Raw genomic sequence first — 21,868 nt, forward strand, 5'->3', positions numbered from 1 at the left:
GCTCATGGAAGAATTAAGTTTTCAAGTCATTATTTTATTAATTGCATTCGGTTTTTTAGCAGCTTTTATTGATTCCGTTGTTGGAGGAGGAGGGTTAATTTCACTTCCTGCACTTATGTTTGTTGGCCTATCGCCAGCTTCGGCAATTGCAACGAATAAATTAGCGGCAACAATGGGGACGTTTACGAGTGCGATGTATTTCATTCGATCAGGAAAAGTTGATTTTAAAATTGTAGGAAAGTTAATCCCGTTAACTATTGTTGGAGCTGTTGCAGGTGCTTTAGTAGTAAAATTTATTCCATCGGATATTTTACGCCCATTAGTACTTGTAATGTTGGTATTTATTGCTATTTATATTATTGCAAAAAAGAATTGGGGAAGTGTGTCTACCTATAAGAAGATGACGCAAAGAAAAACATTAATATTTTTCTTTGCTATTTTAATGATAGGATTTTATGATGGGTTTTTTGGACCAGGGACAGGGTCGTTTTTAATTTTTGCATTTTTATTAATTGGCTTGGATTTTATTCAAGCGGCAGCATCTGGAAAACTTTTGAACTTTGTTAGTAATATTGTATCTTTAATTACTTTTTTATTCTTAGACATAATTCATTTTGAATACGGTATTATCATGGGATTATCAATGATCTTAGGTGCTTATTTTGGATCGAAGTTTGCGGTTCAAAAAGGTGTTGGATATGTAAGGACTTTATTTTTATTAGTTACTATATTATTGATTGGGAAAAATGTTTTGGAATATACTCATATTTTGTAGATTCATACGCATGTATGAATCTCTTTTTTTATTATATTTTAAAAATTTATTAATTTTTAAAATATAAGTCTAGGAATATTTGAATAAATCTAAATTATCGTGTAGAATAATGTTGTAAAATGTAAACGTTTTTCTAAGGGGAGGCTAAAAAAATGGTAGTAGCATACAAACATGAGCCATTTACAGATTTTTCAGTGGAGGCTAATAAATTAGCGTTTGAAGAAGGTTTAAAGAAAGTAGAATCTTATCTTGGACAAGACTATCCATTAATTATCGGGGGAGAAAAAATCACTACAGAAGACAAAATTGTTTCTGTAAACCCTGCAAATAAAGAGGAACTTGTTGGTCGTGTTTCAAAAGCAAGCCGTGAGTTAGCTGAAAAAGCAATGCAAGTAGCGGATGAAACATTCCAAACTTGGAGAAAATCAAAGCCAGAAATGCGTGCAGACATTTTATTCCGTGCTGCAGCAATCGTTCGTCGCAGAAAACATGAATTCTCTGCTATTCTTGTAAAAGAAGCAGGTAAGCCATGGAATGAGGCAGATGCTGATACAGCAGAAGCAATCGACTTTATGGAATATTATGGTCGTCAAATGTTAAAATTAAAAGACGGTATTCCAGTAGAAAGCCGTTCAATTGAATATAATCGTTTCTCTTACATTCCATTAGGAGTAGGTGTTATCATTTCTCCTTGGAACTTCCCATTCGCAATTATGGCAGGTATGACAACAGCTGCTTTAGTTTCTGGTAACACAGTATTACTAAAACCAGCTAGTACAACTCCTGTAGTAGCAGCGAAATTTATGGAAGTATTAGAAGAAGCTGGCTTACCAGCTGGCGTAGTAAACTTCGTTCCAGGTAACGGTTCTGAAGTTGGTGACTACTTAGTAGATCATCCTCGTACACGTTTCGTAAGCTTCACGGGATCTCGTGATGTAGGTATCCGCATCTATGAGCGTGCAGCGAAAGTAAACCCAGGACAAATTTGGTTAAAACGCGTTATCGCTGAAATGGGCGGTAAAGACACAATCGTTGTTGATAAAGAAGCAGATCTTGAATTAGCAGCTAAGTCTATCGTTGCATCAGCATTCGGATTCTCAGGACAAAAATGTTCTGCATGTTCTCGTGCAGTAATCCATGAAGATGTATACGATCACGTATTAAATCGTGCTGTTGAATTAACAAAAGAATTAACAGTTGCTAACCCAGCAGTATTAGGTACAAACATGGGTCCTGTTAATGACCAAGCTGCATTTGATAAAGTAATGAGCTATGTTGCAATTGGTAAAGAAGAAGGTAGAATCTTAGCAGGTGGCGAAGGAGACGATTCTAAAGGCTGGTTCATCCAACCAACAATCGTTGCTGACGTTGCAGAAGATGCTCGCTTAATGAAAGAAGAAATCTTCGGACCAGTAGTAGCATTCTGTAAAGCGAAAGACTTCGATCATGCACTTGCAATTGCAAACAATACGGAATACGGTTTAACAGGTGCTGTTATTACTAACAACCGTGACCATATTGAAAAAGCACGCGAAGACTTCCACGTTGGTAACTTATACTTCAACCGTGGATGTACTGGTGCAATCGTAGGTTACCAGCCATTCGGTGGCTTTAACATGTCTGGTACAGACTCTAAAGCTGGTGGACCTGATTATTTAGCACTTCACATGCAAGCAAAAACTACTTCTGAAACTTTATAAGAAATAGTAGAGGAGCTCTTCACAGAATGTGAAGAGCTCCTTTTAAAATTGAAACCCCATATATTACCGTCGTTCGAAGAGAATGAGCTAAAACCTATTAATAGCGGGATAAACATGTAAACAGAAATAAAATAATGAGAAAAGTTGACTTATTAGTCATATTTTTTAGTATTCATTTTGAGAATTTCCTGTATAATACAATTTGAAAGAAAATCTATGGTTCGACAAGGAACACTCCTTTCGGTTTTGCTCACTGAAAGGAGTGTTTTTTTATGTAGCTAAAAATTCTTGCGTGCTTATTACATTTGCATATACGCCATTTAAACTAGCTAAAATTGTATTGTGAATATAAACAGCTGGTATAGTAGCGTTCTTAAAAGAAAGGTCTTTTGTAGCACAAGCGTCATGTATCACGGTACATTGAAAGCCAAAATCGAATGCAGCCCTTACTGTTGCATCGATACACATATGAGTCATCATCCCGCATACAACGACATGTTCAATATTAAAACGTTTTAATTGCTCTAGAAGACTAGTTTCTCGGAAGCTATTTGGATAATGTTTGACTATAACTGTTTCTTCTCTAAGTGGACGTACGCTTTCGTGAATATGTACACCTTCTGTATTAGGTAGGAAAAAAGTAGCGTCATCTTTTATAGCTACGTGTTGGATATGAAAAAGAGGTTCGCTGTTTGTTCTAAAGTGTTGTAATAACTGATTAGCATATTCGCTTGCTTCTACTGGATTACGCAATTCCATCTTTCCATTTGGAAAATAATCGTTTTGAATATCGACGAGTAAAAGAGCTGTTTTCATATATTTATCTTCCTCCGAGTTTCATATTCAAATAAATTTATTCAATTCGTAGAGAGGATTCTCCTGTTTAAAAATATGAGGAAGAAGAATTTTAAATAACCTTGAAAGTTACTATTTTTCAGATGAATATTCATCTGAAAATTTTAATAAAGGAATAATTAATATTTTTCTAAAAAATGTATTGACTCTTATTATTCTGAGTTCTATAATGAGAATTAATTAAACGACAATTAAATCGATACATTCTTATCCAGAGAGGTGGAGGGACTGGCCCTACGATACCTCAGCAACGGGTTTTTTAATACCGTGCTAACTCCAGCAAGCCATATAAAGGCTTGGAAGATGAGAAGATGTGAACGAGTACATATAAGTGCTCTCCTTCTTATCTTTATGGTTGATAAGAAGGAGGGCACTTTTTATTTTACCTCGAAAGCTCTGCTTCAAGTTTTTACAGCATATAGGAGGGAAAAAAATGATTTCTTTTACCAATGTAAGTAAAGTGTATGAATCAGCTGGCCAATCTGTTCATGCGGTGGAGGATGTAACATTATCAGTTGAGAAAGGCGAAATTTTTGGCATTATCGGTTTTAGTGGCGCTGGAAAGAGTACGTTATTACGCTTAGTAAATATGTTAGAGAGACCGACGGCAGGAACGATTTCAATAGATGATAAAGATATTACATCATTATCGACGAAAGAATTGCGTAAACTAAGACAAAGAATCGGAATGATTTTTCAAAGTTTTAATTTATTTAATTCAAGAACAGTATTTGGAAATATTGCTTATCCATTAAAGTTAGCGAAAGTACCAAAGAATGAGATAAAAGAAAGAGTAAATGAACTGCTGAAGTTTGTAGGGTTAGAAGATAAAGCAAACTATTATCCAGAGCAGCTATCAGGTGGACAAAAGCAGCGTGTGGGCATTGCTAGAGCACTTGCGACATCGCCAGATATTCTTATATGTGATGAGGCAACATCAGCCTTAGATCCAGAAACGACGACAGAAATTCTAAACTTATTAAAGAAAGTAAATCGAGAATACAATTTAACAATTCTTCTTATTACACATGAAATGCATGTTGTGAAAGAAATTTGTCACCGTGTAGCTGTAATGGAGAAGGGAAAAGTTATTGAAGAAGGAAAACTGTTTGATGTTTTCACGCAACCAAAAACAAAGACGACTCAAAACTTTGTACGTTCTGTCATTAATGATCATTTACCGGAAAGTGTTCTAGCGAAAATTCAAAATGGTGGTCAAATTTATCGTCTAACATTTACTGGTGAGGAGACAGGACAGCCGGTACTATCATATATCGCAAAAAACTATAACGTCGATGTAAATGTACTGTACGGAAATATTATTGAACTTCAAAATGTGCTATTTGGAAATCTTCTTGTAGAGTTGCAAGGTGAGCAGAGGGAAATTCAAAAAGCATTACAACATCTAAGACTGCAAGTGCAGCTGAAGGAGGTAGAAGCTCATGCGAGTTGATTGGAGTATATTTTGGCCGCGCATACTAGATGCGACGGGGGATACTCTCTTAATGGTAATTGTAACCCTTATATTCGCTACAATTCTGGGTATACCTCTAGGTTTACTTTTATATGTAACGAGAAAAGGAAACTTTTTAGAAAATAAATGGGTCTTTTCTATTCTTAACATCATAATTAATACAATTCGTCCGGTACCATTCATTATCTTTTTAGTAGCCTTAAGTCCGCTAACAAGAAGTGTTATCGGAACGACGATTGGAACAGCAGCGGCAATTTTCCCGATGACGTTAGTCGCATCAATTGGTATTGCTAGAATGGTTGAAACAAACCTTGTTTCCGTTCCGAAAGGAGTAATTGAAGCAGCGCAAGCAATGGGCGCCTCGCCAATTAGAATTGTTTTTGAAATCCTTGTACCAGAAGCGTTAGCACCATTAATCTTAGGTGTCACATTTATGACAGTTGGTTTAATTGAATTTTCTGCAGTTGCTGGGCTTGTCGGTGGTGGCGGTCTTGGTGACTTGGCAATGACATATGGTTATCAACGTTTTGATACATCAGTTATGTTCGTAACGGTCGTGTTACTTATCATTCTCGTACAGATAGCTCAAAATTTAGGAAACTACTTTGCGAAAGTCTTGTTACGCAGATCATAAAAAGGAAGAGAGGAAAAGAAAATGAAGAAAATTTTAGCATTTGCATTATCAGCGATTGTAGGAGTCTCAGCATTAAGCGGCTGCTCAAGTGGAGACACGGGTGCAGGAGCGAAAGAAAAAGTAGTTCGCGTCGGTGTAACTGGAACGGATGGAGACGCTTGGGAAATTTTGAAGAAAAAAGCTGAAAAAGAAGGGATTAAGATTAAACTGGTCGAGTTCTCTGATTACACAACGCCAAATAAAGCGTTAGCTGATGGAGATATTGAATTAAACTCATTCCAGCATATTGCTTTCTTAGAGCAATTTAAAAAAGAGCATAAGTTAGATATTACAGCTGTTGGTACAACGCAAATTGCGCCAATGGGTTTATACTCTGAAAAATATAAGAAAGCAAATGAAATCCCAGATGGTTCAGAAATTGCAATTCCGAACGATCCAACGAACCAAGCACGGGCATTAAAACTTCTTGATGCAGCTGGATTATTAAAGCTTAAAAAAGACTTTGGTCTATTTGGAGATCCAAGTGGTATTGCTGAAAATCCGAAGAAATTAAAAATTACACCGGTTATCGCACAGCAAACACCTCGTGTGTTAAAAGATGTAGCGGCATCAGTTATTAATAACGGTGTTGCTGGTCAAGCTGGATTAGATCCAGCGAAGGATCCTATTTTCTTAGAAGATCCAAAGAATGAAAATGCAAAGCCATATATTAATATTTTTGCAGCTCGTACGAAAGATAAAGATGATCCAACATTGAAAAAAGTAATTGAACTATATCATTCAAAAGAAGTAACAGACGCAATTAAGAAAGAAACAAATGATGGTTCCATTTCAGTAGATCTTTCACTTGATGAGCTTGAAAAAATCGTAAAATAATCATTGGGTTTAATGGACTAACAGAAGGAACCCCTCCGCTGTTAGTTCGTTCAACATATAAACTTAACAAACAAACCCTAATTCTGTACCTTCCAATTTTGTATAACATAGAATCCAATGTTTGTTAAGTAGAGTGATAGACCAGGAATTTTCCTGGTCTTTTTTTATGAATGAAAGTAGCTAGCGAACAGTAAGGTGATCCAAATTATAATGGGATAAGAAAATAAGCTGAAAAGGAGTGTAATTACGAATTGCTTTGGATGAATTAAGTGTTTTTTTGATAAAAAAAAGAAAATAGAAAAGAGAGTAATGAAAAATGCTGATATTACGCCGGGGTTATAAGAGCGATAAATGAAAAACAAAATAATATGTTGAACAGAGTTGAAGAAGATGGCCCCTTGTATAAAAATAATCCAGCATATAGAAGACAAGAAGTTAAGTTGATATAGAAAGACGATAAGTAATACAAAGATTGTTAATACGGAAATGGCGATGAAAAATTGTTGGCTAGTTATAAGACGGATTGAAAATTGATTAGCAAGGTATTGTGGCATTTGGAAAGCTTCTTCAAGGTTATGAATGAAAAATAATAAGGGAATGATCCAGAATATAGTAGTGGAATGTTTTTTCATCAATTTACATCACTCCAATAAAGTATAGAAAGCCTAAAAAAAGGCCCTCTATACAGAGATGGTTATTCAATTATGATATTTTTTAAATTAACTTCATGATGCTCTCGTTCTTTCAGATAAGCAGCTAGTTCCTCTTGTAAAATATTTAATATTTGCTTAGCTGATTGTTGGATTGGATTAGGTAGCTCTTCTAATATATGCATCCCGACTTTTACTTTTGTACGAATTACCCTTCGTAGTAATTCCTCATGCATGTACTACACCTCCAAACCGAATATTTAGTACATCTTCTTCAAATTTTGCTCCTTGAATAGAAAGGTGTGTTAATGTTTTTGGTAACGTGATGTTCCGTTTAACAGAACCCACTCGAATAATAAGTTCATCACCTTTTTGATTTAAGGAAAGTTCACTTTTGTTTGAGAAGGGAATGGACAGAACGAAAATATACTCATCGCCATCCTTTTTTACATATTGAGTGCGCCCGTTAAATTTTACTTCTGTAGGGGAATGATCAGTTTTAAATAAAGAATCTCCTACACGTTCTAACATAGACAAACCAACAACTTCTTGTTCAAACATTGGAGCTTCGTAAATAGGAAGGGGTTGAAAACTATCTTTAATTAATGTTTTATATTTCTTCTGTGTATCTTTCCATGCCTGAAAATAAGGATCGGTGACAGTGTTAGGGATGACGCGGTTAATCATAATGGCATCTACGTTATAATCGTATAAATTCAAATAAGTAAAGCTGCGCTGGGCTTCTTTAATGACCATTTTTTCAGGATTTACAACGATGCGGATACTTGTTACTTCTCGATTTGATAAAATATCTCTCATTTCTCCGAGCTGTTCAAGTGTACTTGTTAATTCGTCCATAATATCGTCGGTTGGAAGAGGGACACCAAGGAGTGGTTGAGCTACAGGACGAACGACTTTTAAAACTTTTCTTTTAATAGGAAATAATTTTTCCATCCACCAGCCGAGCATGTCTGGAAAGCTTAGCATTGCTAATGTTTCTCCTGTAGGGGCACAATCAATAATGATAACATCATATGTGTCTTGCTTATAATAATCGAGTACGCGAAGTAGGCTAATTAAATCTTCCATACCGGGAAACATCGTTAATTCTTCTGTTGTAATATCATCAGCTGCTTTAGAAGTGAAGAGTAGTGTAATATATTTCTGTAATTTTCCCCAGCCTTTTTCCATTTCATAAATCGTATTAATTTCTTGTGCCCACAAATTTTCACGAATTTCTAGTGGTTCAGAAGATAGCTTTATACCAAATGAATCTCCTAAACTATGAGCAGGATCTGTGCTCATTACTAATGTTTTTAATCCTTGTTTCGCACTTTGAATTGCTGTTGCTGCTGAAATGCTAGTTTTTCCTACGCCGCCTTTACCTGTATACAAGATAATTCTCATCATTCATATCCCCTTTGTTTCGAATGTCGAATATTACGAGTGTCGAAGTAAATAGTTGAATAAAAACCCAGATAGGGTTTTATTCAATCAGAATGTTTTTCATTTTAGGTGTAGAAACTTTTTCTTCTGTTTTCTGCTGTGACGTAGCGATGTGATTCATGATTTTTTGGAAGATTTGTAGTAAGAATGCTTTTTCTTCTTCTGATAATGCTTCTGTTACTAAGCTAAAGTAATGGGCCGCATTTTGTTTTACTTCTTGAACGAGCATTACGCCGTTTTCTGTTAACCGAATTAATACAATACGTCGGTCATTTTCATCACGGTAGCGTTCAATAAATCCCTTTTTTACAAGGCGATTTACAACGCCCGTTGTTGTACTCATCGGTATATCAAGAAGATCAGCAATTTTCGTCATTGTAATATCTGTATTTCGTTCCATCCAAAGTAAACAAAATACTTCTGTTTTAGAAAGTGTTAAATCTAGGCTTACCCATTCTTCAGGATAGAAAAGTTTCTTGGCGTTATCTAGCAGTAAGTCTAAAAAATGTTCATATTGCAACAATTAATTCCACTCCCGTATATTTCGAGGTTCGTAATATTTATTTTTATTTTATGTAGAATAGAAATAATTGTCAATGATTTTAATTGTTTTTTCAGATTAGGCAGAAAACTTCCTTTAAAATAGTATTCTTTTATGATAGATTTATAAATATAAAACGAGAATTTACATAAAAATCCATCATGGTAAATATACTTATCTATAATGGGTATGCAGCTAACGAGGGGGAGAACGATGAGAAGACGTAATACGCAAGCGTTCACGTTTTTAGCATGGACTTCATTTGTTTGTGCGCTTTCAGGTATGCTAATTGGGATTTATACGTTAGATGAAACGCTTAGTGTAAAAGGATACTATTTAATTGGAACATTATTTTTAACGATGTCTTGTTTTGTATTACAAAAAACAATTCGTGATAATGAAGAAGATAACGAGAGATTTCCGAAAAATAAACCGTTAGATAAAGAGTAAATTGTAAAGAAAGGCATTTGCCTTTCTTTTTTTATGTAAAAATGGCGTAAGTACTCTGTGTTGACTTGCTTGAAGTACTGAAAATTTGGTATCATCAATAGTATTGTAGATTGAACGATATATTATGGAGGTGGCCTAGCCGTGTCAAGAATTTCCGTTGAGAATGTAAAGCACGTAGCACATTTAGCACGTCTTGCAATTACTGATCAAGAAGCAGAAAAATTTCAAAAACAACTAGATGCAATTGTTACATTTGCAGAACAGTTAAATGAATTAGATACAACAGATGTAAAACCAACAACTCATGTATTAACTATGAAAAATGTTATGCGTGAAGATGTACCAGAAAAAGGTTTACCAGTCGAAGAAGTATTAAAAAATGCACCGGATCACAAAGATAATCAAATCCGTGTTCCAGCAGTATTAGAATAGAGGAGGGGAATTTCGATGTCATTATTTGATCATTCAGTATCAGAGTTACATAAGAAGTTAAACAACAAAGAAATTTCCGTTACGGATTTAGTAGAAGAATCTTACAAACGTATTGCGGATGTTGAAGATAACGTAAAAGCTTTTCTTACATTAGATGAAGAAAATGCACGCGCAAAAGCGAAAGAATTAGATGCAAAAATCGGCGCTGAAGATAATGGTTTATTATTCGGTATGCCAATTGGTGTAAAAGATAACATTGTAACTAACGGTCTTCGTACAACTTGTGCGAGCAAAATGTTAGCAAACTTCGATCCAATTTATGATGCGACAGTTGTGCAAAAGCTAAAAGCTGCTGACACAATTACAATCGGTAAATTAAACATGGACGAGTTCGCAATGGGTTCTTCAAATGAAAACTCAGGATTCTACGCTACGAAAAACCCATGGAACTTAGATTACGTTCCGGGCGGATCTAGTGGTGGTTCTGCAGCAGCTGTAGCAGCAGGAGAAGTACTATTCTCTCTAGGTTCTGATACGGGTGGTTCTATCCGTCAGCCAGCTGCATATTGCGGTGTTGTAGGTTTAAAACCAACTTATGGACGCGTATCTCGTTACGGATTAGTAGCATTCGCATCTTCACTTGACCAAATCGGACCGATTACACGTACAGTAGAAGACAATGCATACTTATTACAAGCTATTTCAGGTATTGACCGCATGGATGCAACTTCTGCAAACGTTGAAGTTGGAAACTATTTAGCTGGTTTAACAGGCGATGTTAAAGGTTTACGCATTGCTGTACCGAAAGAATACTTAGGCGAAGGTGTTGGCGAAGAAGCTCGTGAGTCAGTACTAGCTGCTTTAAAAGTATTAGAAGGTATGGGCGCAACTTGGGAGGAAGTATCGCTTCCACACTCTAAATACGCTCTAGCAACGTATTACTTACTATCTTCTTCTGAAGCATCTGCGAACCTTTCACGCTTTGATGGCGTGCGTTACGGTGTTCGTTCTGATAATGTAAATAACTTATTAGATCTTTACAAAAACACACGTAGTGAAGGTTTCGGTGATGAAGTTAAACGTCGTATTATGCTTGGTACATTTGCGCTTAGCTCTGGTTACTATGATGCATATTACAAGAAAGCACAACAAGTACGTACATTAATTAAAAACGACTTTGAAAATGTATTTGCTAACTATGATGTTATTATTGGACCAACAACGCCAACTCCGGCATTTAAAGTGGGCGAAAAAGTTGATGATCCAATGACAATGTATGCAAATGACATTTTAACAATCCCAGTAAACTTAGCGGGTGTTCCAGCGATTTCTGTTCCATGTGGATTCGGTGCTAACAACATGCCACTTGGTCTACAAATCATTGGTAAACACTTCGATGAAGCGACAATTTACCGCGTTGCACATGCGTTTGAGCAAGCAACAGACTATCATACAAAAAAAGCAAGTCTGTAAGGAGGCGAGCATAGATGAATTTAGAAACAATTATTGGTTTAGAGGTTCACGTTGAGTTAAAAACAAATTCGAAAATTTTCTCTGCGAGTCCAACAGAATTCGGAGCGGAGCCAAATACACAAACAAGTGTAATTGACTTAGGATACCCAGGGGTACTTCCTACTTTAAATAAAGAAGCAGTTAACTTTGCAATGAAAGCTGCAATGGCATTAAACTGTGAAATCGCAACGGAAACGAAGTTTGACCGTAAAAACTATTTCTATCCAGATAACCCGAAAGCTTACCAAATCTCTCAATTTGATAAGCCAATTGGTGAAAATGGTTGGATTGAAATCGAAGTAGACGGTAAAAAGAAACGTATCGGTATTACACGTCTTCATTTAGAAGAAGATGCTGGTAAATCAACGCATACAGCTGATGGTTCATTAGTAGATTACAACCGTCAAGGTATGCCTTTAATCGAGATCGTATCTGAGCCAGATATGCGTACACCAGAAGAAGCATATGCATACTTAGAGAAGTTAAAATCAATCATTCAATACACTGGTGTATCTGATTGTAAGATGGAAGAAGGTTCCTTACGTTGTGATGCGAACATTTCTCTTCGTCCAGTTGGACAAGAGAAGTTCGGTACAAAAGCGGAACTGAAAAACTTAAACTCATTCACTTACGTACAAAAAGGTCTTGAGCACGAGCAAGTGCGCCAAGAAAAAGAACTGTTATCTGGTGGTATCATCCAACAAGAAACACGTCGTTATGATGAAGCAACGAAGAAAACAATCTTAATGCGTGTGAAAGAAGGATCTGACGATTACCGTTACTTCCCGGAGCCAGACTTAGTTGAACTTTACATTGATGATGAGTGGAAAGAAGCAGTTCGAGCTTCTATTCCAGAACTTCCAGATGCACGTAAAGCTCGCTACGTTGCAGAACTAGGCTTACCAGCTTATGATGCACACGTGTTAACATTAACGAAAGAAATGTCTGATTTCTTTGAAGCAACTGTTGCAGACGGTGCTGATGCGAAATTAACATCGAACTGGTTAATGGGTGAAGTACTTGCATACTTAAACAAACAACAAAAAGAATTAAAAGACGTTGCATTAACGCCTGCTGGTTTATCTAAAATGGTTCAATTAATTGAAAAAGGTACAATTTCTTCTAAAATCGCGAAGAAAGTATTTAACGAATTAATTGAAAAAGGTGGAGACCCAGAAGAAATCGTTAAAGCGAAAGGTCTTGTTCAAATTTCTGACGAGGGTACACTTCGTAAAGTTGTAACGGAAATTCTTGATAATAATGAGCAATCTATCGAAGACTTTAAAAACGGTAAAGACCGTGCAATTGGCTTCTTAGTTGGTCAAATTATGAAAGCTACAAAAGGACAAGCAAATCCACCACTTGTTAACAAAATCTTACTTGAAGAGATTAATAAGCGATAATAGTAGTGACTTTTAAAGATTAAGCAGAAAAACACCCGTACATGGGTGTTTTTCTAGGTTAATCAAACGTTTGTTTAAATGAGACAAAATCGTTTAAACAAACGTTTGATTAACTGTCAAAAGTGGAAAAATGTTTGTATAGCAACTATGGTATGATAGTTGCAAAAAGGTGGGAATAATGATAAATCTAAACATAGAGGTTTTTTTCATCTCATGAAATAATAGATAGTTATTATTCGTTATATGTAAATTTTTATGGAAGAATGGATAGAAATAAAGTGAAACTTTAATCAGTAGGAGGTTCATCCACCATTGATTATTAGCCCTCATCAATTGGGCATTTACTGCCCGCAAATAGCGGGATAAATTTTGGAGTCAAATAAAAAACCATTGAAATGAATATTTACTTTTGATGGACTACACGAATCGGGTTCTTACTGCCTGTTTGAGCGGGATAAAAGAAGGATAGCAAGATGAGAGGAGGTAGGCATGGGAATACTGAATAGAAGTTCAGTATGTTCTTTTTCGATACATAAAGAAATTTCCTGTGCTAATAAATGATGAAGCGAGCAAGAATTATTTATAATCCTACTTCGGGGCGTGAGCTATTTAAGAAGAGCTTACCAGAAGTATTACAAAAATTAGAACAAGCTGGCTATGAGACATCTTGTCATGCGACAACGGGTCCTGGAGACGCTACTGTGGCGGCGAGGCAAGCTGCGGATCGTAAGTTTGATGTTGTTATTGCGGCTGGTGGCGACGGTACATTAAATGAAGTAGTAAACGGTTTAGTTGGGCATGAATTCCGTCCGAAATTTGGAATTATTCCAGTTGGAACGACAAATGACTTTGCACGTGCAATTGGTGTACCTCGTTCTATTGAAGAGGCAGCAGATATTATTTGCGAAGGAAAAACAGTGCCATTAGACCTTGGTAGAGCGAACGATACATATTTTATTAACATCGCTGGTGGCGGTCGTATTACAGAATTAACATACGAAGTACCGAGTAAGTTAAAGACAGTATTAGGACAACTTGCTTATTACCTAAAAGGTATCGAGATGTTACCATCATTGCATCCGACATATGTTGAAATTGAGTATGATGGAAAGTTACTACAAGAAGAAATTACGATGTTTTTAATTACGAATACCCGTTCAGTAGGTGGATTTGAAAAGGTAGCACCGTATGCATCTATTAACGATGGGTTATTTGACCTATTAGTACTGAAAAAAGGTTCTATCGCTGATTTAATTAAAGCAGCAACACAAGCACAACGTGGTGAACATATTAATAATCCAAAAGTGTTATATACACAAGCGAACCGAATTAAAGTACATTCACCAGATAAACTAATGATTAATTTAGATGGTGAGTATGGTGGAGATGCACCGATGGAATTCGAAAATATATATCATTGTTTAGAACTATTTGTTCCTGAACATCAAGAGGATGCCCTGTAAAGGCATCCTTTTTTACTTTGTTAAAATGAATTGTAAATTGGGAGTTAGTTTGATTTTTATGGTATTTTTACAATTCTTTTATTTTACATCCATACTTTATTGATACACTGGAAGAGATAAGAAATGAGAGGTAGGGTAACTAACTGTTACGATTTATTTAACCGATTATAACCAATGTTAATTAAATATATCAGTAAGCCCTGCTAGTCAAGTGATTGGCTAGTAGTGAGGGTTAACTGCGGGCAATCCCTAAAGCTGATTGAACTACAACGTGGCTAGAAATAGCGAGCGTGAATGTTGCGAAAGCAGAAAAAATCAATCAGATGGTGCAAGGTTAAATCCTAAACACTAGAACAATGGGTCTTCCGCCTCGAATCATCTAAGTCAAAATTGATAGGATGAACGTTCAACGACTATCTCGTATAACTGACGAGAGTACATCACAAGCCTATGGTGGTGGAAAAATCCTCTATCTCTAAAGAGATAAACATATAGTCTGCGCTCATGTGAAAACATGAGAAGTTCATAAGAGAACTGGCTAAGGAATTGCGCCCTTAGTTGAACAAGATAAATTTTATTGAATCTATCAAACTTTATTGATTTCATCGAACGTACGTGCTATATTTGGTTCGATGAGGTGAGAATAATAATGAAATTTTCACGAGTTAGTCAAGTATCGGAATTAACAGGTTTGCATCCGAGTGGTCTCAGGAGAATGCTGGTGGAACACGCTACGATTCAGAAGAACAAATCTTTCATTAAAGGAGTTACATTCTGATGATATTGGCGAAGAAAGTTAGACTGATTCCAACGCCTGAACAAGAAAAAGTGCTTAGAAACCATGCTGGTGCTGCAAGATTTGCTTATAACTATTGTAAAAGAATAAGTGATAGATATTATAAGCTATTTGGAAAATCTGTTTCACAGTTAGCTTTACAGAAACGATTTACAAAGATCAAGAAGCGAAAGAGATATGAGTGGTTACATGACATCAACGCACAAGTTCCTAAACAGGCTTCAAAAGATTTTGACAAGGCGCGAAAACATTCGTTCAAAAAGTACAAAAATGGTTATCACACTTCTTATAAATCCAAAAAAGATTTAATTCAAGGGTTTTATGCCAATTATGAAAGACTGATTATAGGAAAGAAAGTAGTTGATATTCAGTCTATTGGAGAAGTGAAAACAAGCCAACAACTACCAAGAAACAAAAAGCCATCCAATCCAAGAGTTACCTTTGATGGTCGTCACTGGTGGATTAGTGTAGGGTTCCAAGAAGACTTTGAATCACAAGAACTAACCAATGAGTCGATTGGTGTGGATGTTGGTTTAAAAGAGCTGTTTGTAGCTTCTAATGGTACGAAAGAACGAAATATAAACAAAGATGCTAAGGTTAAAAAACTTTTGAAAAGGAAAAAGTCAGCACAAAGAGATATGTCTAGGAGATTTAAAAAAGGTGTAAAAATTCAATCTGCCGGATATGAAAAAGCGAAAGCTGAGCACCTGCGGTTATCTAGGAAAATTACGAATATCCGAAATAACCATATCCATCAAGCAACAGCTAAATTGGTGAAAACCAAACCAATGAGAATTGTTGTGGAAGACTTATCTATCTCAAACCTGTTAAAAAACAAAAAACTATCGAAAGCATTTTCATTTCAAAAATTACACTTCTTCTTTCAATGTCTGTCATACAAGTGCGAGAAGTACGGCATTGCGTATGTAAAAGCTGATAAATGGTTCGCTTCAAGCAAGATTTGCTCATGTTGCAGAGTAAAATACGACCATTCAGTTCAACCAGAAGGACAGTGGAGTTTAAAAATACGTGAGTGGCGTTGTGCTTCATGTAATAGCCATCACGATAGAGATTTAAATGCTTCGATAAATTTATCAAGATGGGTAAAATAAAAGCTTGATAATAGGAGGTAACGATACTGCCTCGTGTGGAGTGTTATACCCCTCGTCCCTTTGGGGCTGCGAGAACACGATGAAGCACTAACTTGTGTGAATTTGATTGAATTGTATAGATTTAGTTAAGTTTATCGTATCGGTGCTATGGAGAAGGTAAAGGCGATATTATTTGATAAAGATGGGACATTAATGGATTTTCATTCAATATGGATAAAAGTAGCTGAAGAACTTGTAGCTGAATGTATAAGTTTATATCATTTACCAAGTACAATGCGGCAGACCTTATTAGAAGAGATCGGTGTAGAGGGAGCATTTGTTAATCCGAGGAGTGCAATAGCTGCTGGAACAAGCCTTGATGTAGCGAAGGGGCTTTGTAATTATATTGAGTCTGCTAGAGAAGAAGAGATGCATCATTGGGTAAGTGAGAAGTTATTTTCCCTTATGTATGAGCATCGTTCGCATATGAAAATGACAGCAGATTTACCGAAAGTGTTACAGGCATTAAAAGATAAAGGATTTATATTAGGGGTTGTCACGGCGGATGATTTTGCACCAACAGAATTATTTTTAAAACAATATAAGTTGGAGAACTTTTTTGATTATATTATAGCCTCGGATACATTCCCTGCGCAAAAACCAGATAAAAAGATTATAGAAGTGTTTTGTGAGAAATTTAATTTAGCATCATGTGAGGTTGCGGTTGTTGGAGATACGCCAACTGATTTACATTTAGCCAAAAATGGCGATTGCTATGCAATTGGGGTGCTATCTGGTACGGGAGACCGTCCAACATTAGAACCACTTGCTGATTTAGTGTTAGATTCTGTTGAAGAGTTTATTTCTCAATCGGGTGAGTTTTTCTGGGAGAAAGAAAAGTCTAATGTGTAAGGAAAATAAGTCTATAAAGACTCTTAATGAGTCTTTATAGACTTATTTTTTATGCCTGGATACAAAGAATATAGGATAAATGCTAGAAAAGAAAGTTGGCATACATTTTGCAATAAAAAGAGAAAACAATGTAAAGAAAAGGATGGGGTACGCAATGAACACAAAAAAATTTGCTAAAGTAAATGAACAAATTCCAGGACCGAAAGCGGCATCTTTATTAGAACGCCGTCAAAATATAGTACCAAAAGGAGTAAGTAACGGCATCCCAACGTTTGTACAATCTGCAAATGGTGCTCTTGTAACAGATGTTGATGGTAATCAGTACATTGATTTTGCAGGAGCAATCGGGACAATTAACGTAGGGCATTGTCATCCAGCGGTTAAAGAAGCGCTCCATAAACAAGTCGATCAATACATTCATACTGGATTTAATGTCATGATGTATGAGCCATATATTGAATTAGCGGAAAAGCTTGCGGCATTGGCACCAGGAAGTTTCGATAAGCAAGTCCTCTTTTTAAATAGTGGTGCAGAAGCAGTTGAGAACGCGGTGAAGATCGCTCGTAAATATACGAAGAGACCTGGTATTATCGCATTTTCTAAAGGTTTCCACGGGCGTACATTAATGACAATGACGATGACAAGTAAAGTGAAGCCATATAAATTTGGGTTTGGTCCCTTTGCTCCAGAAGTATATAAAGCACCATTTCCATACGAATACCGTCGCCCAGAGGGATTAACGGAAGAGCAGTATGATGATTTTATTATTGAAGAGTTTAAGAACTTCTTCATATCGGAAGTAGCACCAGAAACAATTGCAGCTGTTGTAATGGAACCTGTTCAAGGGGAAGGTGGATTTATCGTCCCAAGTAAGAAATTTGTTCAAGAAGTACGCCGCATTTGTTCAGAGAACGGCATCTTATTTGTAGCGGATGAAATACAAACAGGCTTTAGTCGTACAGGAAAATATTTTGCAATTGATCACTATGATGTCGTTCCAGATTTAATTACAGTGTCTAAATCATTAGGTGCTGGTGTACCGATAAGTGGTGTCATTGGACGTAAAGAAATTATGAATGAGTCTGCACCAGGTGAACTTGGTGGAACGTATGCAGGAAGTCCATTAGGATGTGCGGCTGCATTAGCTGTTCTCGATGTAATAGAAAATGAGAAATTAAATGATAGAGCGATAGAATTAGGAAAAGTCGTAATGAACCGATTCGAAGAGATGAAAAATAAATATCATTGCATCGGTGATGTGCGTGGGTTAGGAGCAATGTGTGCATTTGAGGTCGTTCAAGATCGTAAGACGAAAGCACCTGACAAAGCGTTAACAGCTAATCTATGTACAGAAGCAAATAAGCGTGGGTTACTGTTATTATCAGCAGGAACATATGGAAATGTTATCCGTGTGTTAATGCCTTTAGTTATTACAGATGAGCAACTTGAAGAAGGATTAACAATAATTGAAGAATCGTTGCAAGCTTGTTATGAACAAACAAACATCGCTCGCGTTTAAAAACTGAAGTATAAATAGCAAACATTCTAGCTGACTCTATATTAAATGCAGAAAATTCACTTTATAATAAAGGTAGTGAAGTGGATCGATGGATTTGAAGTTAGGGGTGGCTAGGATGGTTGCAGAAAAGGAACGAGTGTTAATGGATTTAAAAGATGTATTTGAATATGCGTTTGACGAAATTTTTGTTACAGATGAGCAAGGGATCGTTGTGCGTGTAAATAGTACATGTGAAAGGCACTACCAACTAGCTGCCGAAGAGTTAGTTGGTAAGCATGTAAAAGAACTACAAAAGGATGGAATCTTTTATCCATCAGCGACATTAGAAGTGATTGAAAAAAAGAGGCCAATTGAACTCGTTCAAACTACAAAATCAGGAGAGTATTTACACGTTCGTACAAGGCCTGTTTTTGATGATGAGGGAAATTTAAGAAGAGTGATTAGTTATTCTCGGGACCTTACTGAACTCTATCAATTACGTCAAAAGGTAGAGGAAATGGATAATCAGCTAAAAACATATAAAAAAGAATTAAGAGAAACATATGAGCATGAAGGACTTATTTTTAAAAGTCTAGCTATGCAAAAAATAGTCGATACAATCAAAAAAGTATCTGTAGTGGATAGTACTGTTCTCGTTTTAGGCGAGACTGGAGTTGGGAAAAGTCGATTAGTACGCCATTTACATGAAGTGAGTCACCGTAAGAATGAAAGTTTCTATGAAATTAATTGTGCGGCATTGCCAACTAATTTAATTGAATCAGAGCTTTTTGGATATTCAGGTGGATCTTTTACAGGTGCGAATCGTGAAGGGAAAAAGGGACTATTAGAATCCGCGCATAAAGGAACTCTTTTTTTAGATGAAATCGGTGAAATGCCGATTGAAATTCAAGCGAAGCTTTTGCAAGTATTGCAAGAAAAAACATTTCGTCCTATAGGCGGAAGAGAATTAAAAAAAGTGGATGTCCGAATTGTGGCGGCAACAAATAGAGATTTAAGTATGATGGTGAAACAAGGAACATTTCGGAAAGATTTATACTATCGTTTGAATGTCATTCCAATTGCAATTCCCCCGCTTAGGGAAAGAACAGAAGATATTTTACCGCTTATTTATCATTACTTGCAGCAATTTAATAAAAAGTACGGACGTGATGTGAAACTAGCGCCGAGTACGTTACAAATGTTTGTTGGATATCCGTGGGAAGGAAACAATAGAGAAATAGAGAATGTAATTGAGAGAATTGTTATTACTGTCGATGATGTTGTAACGGTAGAGGATTTGCCACTCTCTATGCAAGAGGCTGCAGTTGAACAATCGGGGCAAAGCCTTTATAAAATGCTGGAAGAGGTAGAGAGAAATATTATTCTTAAAGCGTATAAAACGTATGGATCAAGTTATAAAGTAGCTGAGTTTTTGCAAATTAGTCAATCTGCTGCTACTAGGAAAATTAAGAAGTTCATAGAGGAGGAAGAAAACATTGGATAAAAAGGCGACTTTCGTAAGTATAGATAAAAAGGCGATGTATATAAATGGTGAGTGGATTACACTACAAGAACAAATTGAAGTAAATAATCCTGCGACGAAGGAAATATTTGCAACTGTACCAAAAGGCGGAGTAACAGAGGCAAAGCAAGCTGTTGATGCTGCACATGAAGCTTTTAAAACGTGGTCTAAGTTAACGGCAGCAGATCGTGCAACGAAGTTAAAAAAGTGGTTCATGCTTATTGATAAAAATAAAGAAGAGATCGCAGCGATTATGACGAAGGAACAAGGAAAGCCGTTTGCAGAAGCGCTTGGTGAAGTAAATTATGCAAATAGTTTTGTTGAATGGTATGCAGAAGAAGGGAAACGTGTATATGGTGAAATGATTCCTGCTTCTCATCCGAATAAGCGCATTTTAGTTATGAAGCAACCAGTTGGCGTTATGGCAGCTATTACACCTTGGAACTTCCCAGCTGCTATGATTACGAGAAAGGTAGCCCCAGCGCTTGCAGCAGGCTGTACAGCCGTTGTGAAACCGGCGAGTCAAACGCCATTAACTGCATTGAAATTAGCTGAATTAGCTCATGAAGCAGATATTCCAAAGGGCGTAATCAATATCGTAACAGGTAGTGCAAAAGCAATTGCCGATACGTGGATGGAAGATAGTCGTGTTCGAAAAGTGTCCTTTACAGGGTCAACGGAAATCGGGAAAGAGTTAATGGCTAGTGCTGCGCAAACGATGAAAAAAGTTTCACTTGAGTTAGGTGGTCACGCTCCGTTTATCGTAATGAATGATGCAGATTTAGATAAAGCGGTAGAAGCGGTGATTGGTTCGAAATTCCGTAACGCAGGACAAACGTGTATATGTACAAACCGAGTATTCGTTCAAGAAGAAGTATACGAAGTATTTGTAGAGAAGTTCCAAAAGGCAGTAGGGCAGTTGAAAGTAGGAGACGGTTTCGGTGACGGAACGACTGTCGGACCACTTATTGATGAGAATGCAGTTTCAAAAGTACAAGAACATATTGAAGATGCTATTCAAAAAGGTGGAACAGTTTTATATGGTGGTCAAAAGGTCGCAGAGTTAGAGGGACATTTCATTCAACCGACTGTAATTGGATTGGCAAATGATACGATGCTTTGTATGAATGAAGAAACATTTGGGCCAGTGGCACCAGTTGCGAAATTTAAAACAGTTGATGAAGTAATCGAACGTGCAAATAATACACCATACGGTTTAGCTGCGTATATTTTCACGAAAGACATTAGCCAAGCATTCCAAATTAGTGAAGCGTTAGAGTACGGTATTATCGGTCTAAACGACGGTCTTCCATCAGTTGCACAAGCACCATTTGGTGGATTTAAAGAAAGTGGTATCGGTCGTGAAGGAGGCCATTTCGGCATCGAGGAATATTTAGAAATTAAATATATTTCATTGGGACTATAAGTAGTATACTAGAATCTCTATAAGGTAACAGAGAAGGAGATTTTAGTATGGTATATTGGCTATTATTACTTGTTACAATTATTTTTGAAGTAGCTGGAACAATTGCGATGAAACTATCAAATGGTTTAACAAAGCTCGTTCCGAGTGTACTAATTTTCGTATTCTATGGTATTTGTTTTAGCGTATTTGCTATCGTCGTTAAAAAGATTCATTTAAGCATTGCTTATGCTATTTGGTCTGGCGTTGGAACATTACTTATTACAATCATTAGTGTTTACTTTTTTAAAGAGCATATTAGTTTATTTCAAGCATTTTGTATTCTTTTTATTGTTTTGGGTGTCATTGGGCTTAAGGTTTCATCGGCATCATGAAAGCTATCTTTTGTAGAAGATAGCTTTTTTCTATTTGTGCA

Annotated in this window: 21 protein-coding genes and 1 riboswitch; of the genes, 16 read left to right on the top strand and 5 right to left on the bottom strand. The window is 36.4% G+C overall.

All coding sequences use genetic code 11. The features are described from left to right. Positions 1 to 4 precede the first annotated feature (4 nt). Both BHV55_RS01795 and pruA read left to right on the top strand, forming a co-directional pair. Positions 5 to 775 (top strand): TSUP family transporter, encoded by a 771-nt coding sequence (locus BHV55_RS01795; protein WP_000391975.1) that lies wholly within the window; start codon positions 5 to 7, stop codon positions 773 to 775. Positions 776 to 927: 152 nt separating this feature from the next. Further along, positions 928 to 2,475, top strand: coding sequence for an L-glutamate gamma-semialdehyde dehydrogenase (pruA, locus tag BHV55_RS01800; protein WP_070757990.1), 1,548 nt, complete (start codon positions 928 to 930; stop codon positions 2,473 to 2,475). 270 nt (positions 2,476 to 2,745) lie between these two features. Here pruA and BHV55_RS01805 read toward each other — a convergent pair whose 3' ends face one another. Then, complete coding sequence (locus tag BHV55_RS01805; protein ID WP_070757992.1) at positions 2,746 to 3,291, bottom strand: cysteine hydrolase family protein; 546 nt, start codon at positions 3,289 to 3,291, stop codon at positions 2,746 to 2,748. 243 nt (positions 3,292 to 3,534) lie between these two features. Continuing rightward, positions 3,535 to 3,640: riboswitch (SAM riboswitch) on the top strand. Between the two features lie 123 nt (positions 3,641 to 3,763). On the opposite strand from BHV55_RS01805, the gene BHV55_RS01810 reads away from it, so the two are divergent. Genes BHV55_RS01810 through BHV55_RS01820 form a run of 3 tightly spaced genes read left to right on the top strand, consistent with a single transcriptional unit; the run spans position 3,764 to position 6,314 of the window. Beyond that, positions 3,764 to 4,783, top strand: a complete 1,020-nt coding sequence (locus BHV55_RS01810; protein WP_000623013.1) for a methionine ABC transporter ATP-binding protein — start codon at positions 3,764 to 3,766, stop codon at positions 4,781 to 4,783. Next, positions 4,773 to 5,438 (top strand): methionine ABC transporter permease, encoded by a 666-nt coding sequence (locus tag BHV55_RS01815; RefSeq protein ID WP_001261865.1) that lies wholly within the window; start codon positions 4,773 to 4,775, stop codon positions 5,436 to 5,438. Before BHV55_RS01810 ends, BHV55_RS01815 begins: the two co-directional genes overlap by 11 nt. A gap of 21 nt (positions 5,439 to 5,459) precedes the next feature. Further along, on the top strand, positions 5,460 to 6,314 hold the full coding sequence (locus BHV55_RS01820) for a MetQ/NlpA family ABC transporter substrate-binding protein (protein WP_000721595.1): 855 nt from the start codon (positions 5,460 to 5,462) through the stop codon (positions 6,312 to 6,314). Positions 6,315 to 6,478: 164 nt separating this feature from the next. On the opposite strand, the gene BHV55_RS01825 is transcribed toward BHV55_RS01820, so the two are convergent. The 4 genes from BHV55_RS01825 to BHV55_RS01840 all read right to left on the bottom strand — a co-directional run bounded on the left by BHV55_RS01825 (position 6,479) and on the right by BHV55_RS01840 (position 8,933). Further along, positions 6,479 to 6,946 carry an HXXEE domain-containing protein gene (locus BHV55_RS01825; RefSeq protein WP_001986283.1) on the bottom strand — a complete coding sequence of 156 codons (468 nt, stop codon included), beginning with the start codon at positions 6,944 to 6,946 and terminating at the stop codon, positions 6,479 to 6,481. Positions 6,947 to 7,008: 62 nt separating this feature from the next. After that, a complete protein-coding gene (locus tag BHV55_RS01830) occupies positions 7,009 to 7,200 on the bottom strand; it encodes a DUF3926 domain-containing protein (protein ID WP_000544105.1) in 192 nt (63 codons plus the stop codon). Further along, positions 7,193 to 8,374: an ArsA family ATPase gene (locus tag BHV55_RS01835; RefSeq protein ID WP_083320235.1), complete on the bottom strand. Its 1,182-nt coding sequence runs from the start codon at positions 8,372 to 8,374 to the stop codon at positions 7,193 to 7,195. The genes BHV55_RS01830 and BHV55_RS01835 overlap by 8 nt, the downstream gene beginning before the upstream one ends. 76 nt (positions 8,375 to 8,450) lie before the next feature. Continuing rightward, positions 8,451 to 8,933, bottom strand: a complete 483-nt coding sequence (locus BHV55_RS01840) for a MarR family winged helix-turn-helix transcriptional regulator (protein ID WP_070757997.1) — start codon at positions 8,931 to 8,933, stop codon at positions 8,451 to 8,453. Positions 8,934 to 9,164: 231 nt separating this feature from the next. Here BHV55_RS01840 and BHV55_RS01845 point away from each other — a divergent pair, with 231 nt between their 5' ends. The 11 genes from BHV55_RS01845 to BHV55_RS01895 all read left to right on the top strand — a co-directional run bounded on the left by BHV55_RS01845 (position 9,165) and on the right by BHV55_RS01895 (position 21,827). Then, positions 9,165 to 9,401: a YiaA/YiaB family inner membrane protein gene (locus BHV55_RS01845; RefSeq protein ID WP_001254393.1), complete on the top strand. Its 237-nt coding sequence runs from the start codon at positions 9,165 to 9,167 to the stop codon at positions 9,399 to 9,401. 141 nt (positions 9,402 to 9,542) lie between these two features. Continuing rightward, on the top strand, positions 9,543 to 9,833 hold the full coding sequence (gatC, locus tag BHV55_RS01850; protein ID WP_000086999.1) for an Asp-tRNA(Asn)/Glu-tRNA(Gln) amidotransferase subunit GatC: 291 nt from the start codon (positions 9,543 to 9,545) through the stop codon (positions 9,831 to 9,833). A 15-nt stretch (positions 9,834 to 9,848) separates the two neighbouring features. After that, positions 9,849 to 11,306, top strand: a complete 1,458-nt coding sequence (gene gatA, locus BHV55_RS01855) for an Asp-tRNA(Asn)/Glu-tRNA(Gln) amidotransferase subunit GatA (protein ID WP_000051441.1) — start codon at positions 9,849 to 9,851, stop codon at positions 11,304 to 11,306. A gap of 14 nt (positions 11,307 to 11,320) precedes the next feature. Then, on the top strand, positions 11,321 to 12,748 hold the full coding sequence (gene gatB, locus BHV55_RS01860) for an Asp-tRNA(Asn)/Glu-tRNA(Gln) amidotransferase subunit GatB (protein WP_001047685.1): 1,428 nt from the start codon (positions 11,321 to 11,323) through the stop codon (positions 12,746 to 12,748). A 557-nt stretch (positions 12,749 to 13,305) separates the two neighbouring features. Further along, entirely contained in the window at positions 13,306 to 14,211 is a 906-nt protein-coding gene (locus tag BHV55_RS01865) for a diacylglycerol kinase (protein ID WP_000977679.1), read from the top strand. Between the two features lie 777 nt (positions 14,212 to 14,988). Next, entirely contained in the window at positions 14,989 to 16,119 is a 1,131-nt protein-coding gene (locus BHV55_RS01870; RefSeq protein WP_048567408.1) for an RNA-guided endonuclease InsQ/TnpB family protein, read from the top strand. Between the two features lie 147 nt (positions 16,120 to 16,266). Beyond that, positions 16,267 to 17,010 carry an HAD family hydrolase gene (locus BHV55_RS01875; protein ID WP_070757999.1) on the top strand — a complete coding sequence of 248 codons (744 nt, stop codon included), beginning with the start codon at positions 16,267 to 16,269 and terminating at the stop codon, positions 17,008 to 17,010. Positions 17,011 to 17,164: 154 nt separating this feature from the next. Beyond that, complete coding sequence (gene gabT / locus BHV55_RS01880; RefSeq protein WP_001093007.1) at positions 17,165 to 18,529, top strand: 4-aminobutyrate--2-oxoglutarate transaminase; 1,365 nt, start codon at positions 17,165 to 17,167, stop codon at positions 18,527 to 18,529. A gap of 115 nt (positions 18,530 to 18,644) precedes the next feature. Then, the gene (locus BHV55_RS01885; protein ID WP_000225141.1) at positions 18,645 to 20,012 is read left to right on the top strand and encodes a sigma-54 interaction domain-containing protein; all 1,368 of its coding nucleotides are present in this window, start codon (positions 18,645 to 18,647) and stop codon (positions 20,010 to 20,012) included. Then, positions 20,005 to 21,456 carry an NADP-dependent succinate-semialdehyde dehydrogenase gene (gene gabD / locus BHV55_RS01890; RefSeq protein WP_000358127.1) on the top strand — a complete coding sequence of 484 codons (1,452 nt, stop codon included), beginning with the start codon at positions 20,005 to 20,007 and terminating at the stop codon, positions 21,454 to 21,456. The genes BHV55_RS01885 and gabD overlap by 8 nt, the downstream gene beginning before the upstream one ends. 47 nt (positions 21,457 to 21,503) lie before the next feature. After that, positions 21,504 to 21,827: a DMT family transporter gene (locus tag BHV55_RS01895; RefSeq protein WP_000263262.1), complete on the top strand. Its 324-nt coding sequence runs from the start codon at positions 21,504 to 21,506 to the stop codon at positions 21,825 to 21,827. Positions 21,828 to 21,868: the final 41 nt, after the last annotated feature.

Origin of the sequence: Bacillus sp. RZ2MS9, assembly GCF_001816185.2 — a bacterium.
Lineage (GTDB): Bacteria > Bacillota > Bacilli > Bacillales > Bacillaceae_G > Bacillus_A > Bacillus_A cereus.